Source organism: Eudoraea sp. (assembly GCF_049669105.1).
In the GTDB taxonomy this organism is placed as follows: domain Bacteria; phylum Bacteroidota; class Bacteroidia; order Flavobacteriales; family Flavobacteriaceae; genus Eudoraea.
On sequence record NZ_JBATKE010000058.1, the window covers coordinates 1 to 4926 of the forward strand.

A 4926-nucleotide genomic window follows, 5' to 3' on the forward strand; every position below is an offset into this window, starting at 1 on the left:
TGTATCCAGACTCAATAAGGATATCGACTCATTACGGGAAAACAATGTAAAAATAGTTGCTGCTTTTTCTAAGAACATTACCAATAGAATGGGTGCATTTCTTCCGGTATCTCAGATTGATACGACATTAAAAACTACTGAATCTAAAATTGTTTTGGATACCGTTTTAAAAAGCACAAAAAAGAAAGTGCTACCTATTCTTGTTCAGGAAAAGGATACTGTACAAATAGACAAGGATACTGTACAAATAGACAATGTATTGGATCTTTACAGGGAAGACCGAAGAATTCATATTGTTAATGCAGCAAAGAATTCGATATCAAATATTTTAAATTCTGTGCTCGGTAAAAAAGAAGAATTACAACGGCGATATAAAATATACAATATGCACATATTGTCTTTACACAAAAAATTCGCCCTTGCCCTTTCCTGCATAATCCTGTTTTTTGTTGGTGCGCCACTTGGCGCCATTATCCGCAAAGGAGGGCTTGGTTTACCCATGGTTATAGCAATTGTGCTCTTTTTAACCTATTATTTTATCGGAGTTTTTGCCGGTAATTATGCAAAAGAGGGGAATATTCATCCCATATTTGGAGCATGGCTTTCTACGCTAATAATGTTACCTTTGGGCATCTATTTAACCAAAAGAGCTACTGCAGACAGGGGCCTAATGGATTTTGGCTATGTTATTGAAAAAATAAAAGATTTTTTTAGAAAGAAAATTAAAGTTACAGCATCATGATTGCAACTATGGAAGATAAAATCCAATTAAATACTATTGAAGAGGCCATTACAGACATACGAAATGGAAAGGTGATTATAGTAGTAGATGATGAAAATCGCGAGAATGAAGGCGATTTTATTGCCGCCGCTGAAGCGGTTACCCCGGAAATGATCAACTTTATGGCCAAGCACGGACGCGGACTTATTTGCGCGCCACTTACAGAACAACGCTGTGAGGAGTTGGATTTATCAATGATGGTAGAGAACAATACGGTCTTACATCATACTCAGTTTACCGTATCTGTAGATTTAATAGGAAATGGTTGTACTACAGGAATTTCTGTTCATGACAGAGCAAAAACAATAAAGGCCCTTGTAAATAATACCACCAAGCCACACGATTTGGGGAGGCCAGGACACATCTTCCCTTTAAGAGCGAAGAATGGTGGAGTTCTGAGAAGAACAGGGCATACTGAGGCTGCCGTAGATTTTGCCCGATTAGCAGGGTTTGAAGCTGCAGGGATCCTCGTAGAAATTCTTAATGAAGATGGTACAATGGCACGATTGCCACATTTGGTGGAAGTCGCACGTAAATTCGACCTTAAACTTGTTTCCATTGAAGACCTGGTTGCCTATAGAATGCGCCATGATAGCCTAATTGTTAAAAGAGAGGAATTTGAAGTAGAGACCCGTTTCGGCCATTTTACTTTACATGCCTATCAGCAAACAACCAACGAACAGGTTCACCTGGCGCTAACCAAAGGTAACTGGGAGCTGGACGATCCTGTACTTACAAGGATTAACTCTACTTTGGTAAATAATGACATCCTGGGTACCCTTACGCATAATGCGGATAAGAAATTAGATGATATGTTTAAAGCGCTTAATGAAGCCGGTAAGGGCGCCATAGTATTTATAGATCAACAAAGCCAGTCCTATAATATTCTTAAACGTTTAAAAGGATTGCAGGAAAATCAAAAAAATGGAATTATTAAAGCCCCAAAAATTGAAATGGACACCCGTGATTTTGGAATTGGAGCGCAGATCCTGCATGATTTGAATATCACCAAAATGCGACTTATGACCAACAGCAATCAGGCTAAAAGAGTGGGTATTGTTGGTTATGGCCTGGAGATTGTAGATTATTCTCCTTATTAAATAAAATTTATAATTCCTTTTTTATTATTGTAGCCATCAATTCAGCTCTTTTGACGACTTCAGCCTCATCCCATCCGAGTTTTATAAGACATGATATGGTTCTACCCATCCAATGATCTGATTGTTTAAAATGTCCCTCTGGATAATCCGGAATTCCATCTAAGACTTCTTTTGCCACCGGTGCTAAAGATTTCATAGTTCTAAGATGATCCCATTTCTTATAATAGTGCCAATTGTTATTATACCAGTAAAAACAAGCATCAACGCCCGCAGAGCCAAACGCCGCATGTGTTTTCTGCGTGATGCTCTCCGAAGGAAGATAAAAATTCAGAAATGAATAATTCTCAACACCACCCTCAGGAACTCTTCTGAAACTGACTCCTTCAATAGGCTCCAGAGCGTTTCTTAAAATTGAATAATTTCTCTTCTGAATTGCAAGAAAATCATCCAGACGCGCAATTTGAGCTAACCCAACAGCGGCATGAAGTTCCGAAATCCGGTAGTTATAGCCCAGAAAAGGATGGCTTTCTGCTCCCCTGTCGTTTCCAACATGGTCATGCCCGTGATCTGAATAATGATCGGCATTTTTATAGTAAGTCTCATTGTTGGTAATCATAGCCCCACCTTCACCGCACGTAATCGTTTTCACATAATCAAATGAAAAGCAACCCAGATCCCCAATACTTCCCAGGGGTTTTCCTTCATAGGTTCCTCCTATTGCCTGGCAGGCATCTTCAAGCAATATAAGTTTGTTTCTGTCACAAATTGCTTTCAGGGCACCTAAATCGGCCATAGATCCACACATGTGAACCGGCATGACAACCTTGGTATTTGCATTAATAGCTTTCTCAACAGCAGAGGGGTCCAGGGTAAGTGTATCATCAATATCGACCATGACGGGGATTGCTCCTAAAGCGAGAATAGATTCAAAACTGGCCACAAATGTGAAACTCGGGATAATGACTTCATCACCAGCTCCTATTCCTGCACTTGCAAGGGCAACAGTTAAAGCTGCCGTACCACTGCTAACCAGCTGTGCATGCTTTGTTTGCATTCGTTTTGCAAGTTCCTTTTCAAGCTGCAAGGCTTTCCAATGGCCATTTCGCATACCGTCAAACCCGTAGCGCATGAGTACGCCGGAATCCAATACGTCCTTTACTTGATCTCTTTCTTTATCTCCAAATAGTTCAAAACCCGGCATAGCAGTATTTAATTTATTATGATATTGATTTATACTCGTTTATTTTGCAATTTCCACGCCTAAGATATGTAAATAATACTATTTTCCATATCGCGCCTGACTTTCTTAAATTCTGAAAACATGTCGTCCTCCGCTCTGTATCCTATGGGAAGAACGAGCACAGACCTTAGACCTTTTGAACCTAAATTTAATAACTCATCATAATTATCCGGGATAAAACCTTCCATCGGACAAGCATCCAGTTGTTCTACGGCACATATGGTTAGCAAATTCCCCATGGCGAGATAAGCCTGGTTAGTTGCCCAATGTTGAATTTGTTCAGCATCCATTTTGGTAAATTCGCTTACTAAAGCATTTTTAAATGGTTCTAAAACTGCATCGCTGGTTCCCCGTATTTCCTTTACTTTATTAAAGTACCCGGAGATATAGTCGGCATCTATTTTCTTCTCAATACATAAGATCAGTACATGTGAAGCCTGGGCAACCTGCTTCTGACCATATGAAAATTCAACCAGTTGTTCCTGCAGGGCCTTATTTTTTAAAACAACCATTTTTATAGGCTGCAAACCATAAGAAGTAGCGGTGAGATTAAACGCTTTTTTTATTCTTTCCAGTTTTGGAGCCTCAATCTCTTTCGCGGAATCGAATTTTTTAACCGCATAGCGCCATTCCAAATCCTTAATTATATCTGCCATTTACCTTTTAATTAAAAAACCACAATTTGATTGCCATGATTATGACCATGATTATCAAAAACATTTTGACATAGCCATCGCCTTTCCCAACAGATATCCGGCTTGAAAACCATGCACCTGCCCCGTTACCTATGGCCAATACCAATCCAACTTCCCATATGACCTTATCGTTAAAAATGAAGACGGCAAGAGCGGAAAGGGTATACATAAAAACCACGGCCACCTTGGTAGCATTAACCCTTACCAGGGCCATATGATTAAAATAGTGCAAAAAAAGTATAATTACAAAGCCAATTCCGGCATTGATAAAGCCGCCATATATACCTATAAAGAAGAAAGCGACAATCCCTATCCATAAATGTTTGCCGGTAATCCTTTCCGTAAGATCCTGCATACTCATTTTGGGCTTAAAGACAATCGTTAATACTACCAAAAGCATGATAATAGCCAGAATTTTATTGAATGTTTCCCCTTCAATATCCACGGCAATACTTGCCCCTATAATTGATCCAAAAAAAGCAGAGATCCCTAAATATATATTGAATGGAAAAGTGGAGACGCCTTTGCTTTTAAATCCGGCTACTCCAATAGCATTCTGTATTACAATGGCCACTCTGTTTGTACCATTAGCCACGCTGGGTGGTAATCCCAAAAAGATTAAAAAAGGGAGTGAAATTAAGGATCCACCTCCTGCAACGGTATTTATAAAACCTACCACAAATCCAACTAGTACGAGCAGTACATAATGATACCATTCTTCCATGTGGTAAAAATAGGATGTCACAAATAAATAATACTATAAACGTTGCAAGAAAATCGTCAACAAACTTTTTAAGGTATAAAAAAGGTTAGTATATTTGCGCTCGCATTAAGGGAGGAATGGCAGAGTGGTCGTCCCGATAGCTATCGGGAGCGGCACATTGAAAAACAAGACTCTTTTTAGATTACTGGAGGAATGGCAGAGTGGTCGAATGCGGCAGTCTTGAAAACTGTTGAGGGTCACACCTCCGGGGGTTCGAATCCCTCTTCCTCCGCAATCAAGCGTAACTTCGTTGCAGCTTTAAAGAAAAAAATCCCATCAAGCTCGCTTGAATGGGATTTTTAATTTTAAGATGTCAATCCTGCAAGGATTGGAAGTTACATTTGCAG

Annotated in this window: 5 protein-coding genes and 1 tRNA gene; 3 read left to right on the forward strand and 3 right to left on the reverse strand. The window is 39.5% G+C overall.

Going from position 1 to position 4926, the window contains the following annotated elements; all coding sequences use genetic code 11:
* Together WBM60_RS04725 and ribB are read left to right on the forward strand one after the other, a co-directional pair.
* A partial coding sequence (locus WBM60_RS04725; RefSeq protein ID WP_424282808.1) for an LptF/LptG family permease occupies positions 1-742 on the forward strand: 742 nt, incomplete at its 5' end.
* A gap of 8 nt (positions 743-750) precedes the next feature.
* Entirely contained in the window at positions 751-1881 is a 1131-nt protein-coding gene (gene ribB / locus WBM60_RS04730) for a 3,4-dihydroxy-2-butanone-4-phosphate synthase (RefSeq protein ID WP_424282809.1), read from the forward strand.
* Between the two features lie 7 nt (positions 1882-1888).
* On the opposite strand, the gene WBM60_RS04735 is transcribed toward ribB, so the two are convergent.
* From WBM60_RS04735 to WBM60_RS04745, 3 genes are read right to left on the reverse strand one after another with little or no spacing between them, the layout of a single operon-like run.
* Positions 1889-3082 carry a DegT/DnrJ/EryC1/StrS family aminotransferase gene (locus WBM60_RS04735; RefSeq protein WP_424282810.1) on the reverse strand — a complete coding sequence of 398 codons (1194 nt, stop codon included), beginning with the start codon at positions 3080-3082 and terminating at the stop codon, positions 1889-1891.
* A gap of 59 nt (positions 3083-3141) precedes the next feature.
* Complete coding sequence (locus WBM60_RS04740) at positions 3142-3777, reverse strand: nitroreductase family protein (protein WP_424262517.1); 636 nt, start codon at positions 3775-3777, stop codon at positions 3142-3144.
* Between the two features lie 7 nt (positions 3778-3784).
* Positions 3785-4540 carry a sulfite exporter TauE/SafE family protein gene (locus tag WBM60_RS04745; RefSeq protein WP_424262519.1) on the reverse strand — a complete coding sequence of 252 codons (756 nt, stop codon included), beginning with the start codon at positions 4538-4540 and terminating at the stop codon, positions 3785-3787.
* 186 nt (positions 4541-4726) lie between these two features.
* Between WBM60_RS04745 and WBM60_RS04750 the strand changes: the two genes are divergently transcribed.
* Positions 4727-4811 (forward strand) — tRNA-Ser (locus WBM60_RS04750).
* The last annotated feature ends 115 nt before the right edge of the window (positions 4812-4926 follow it).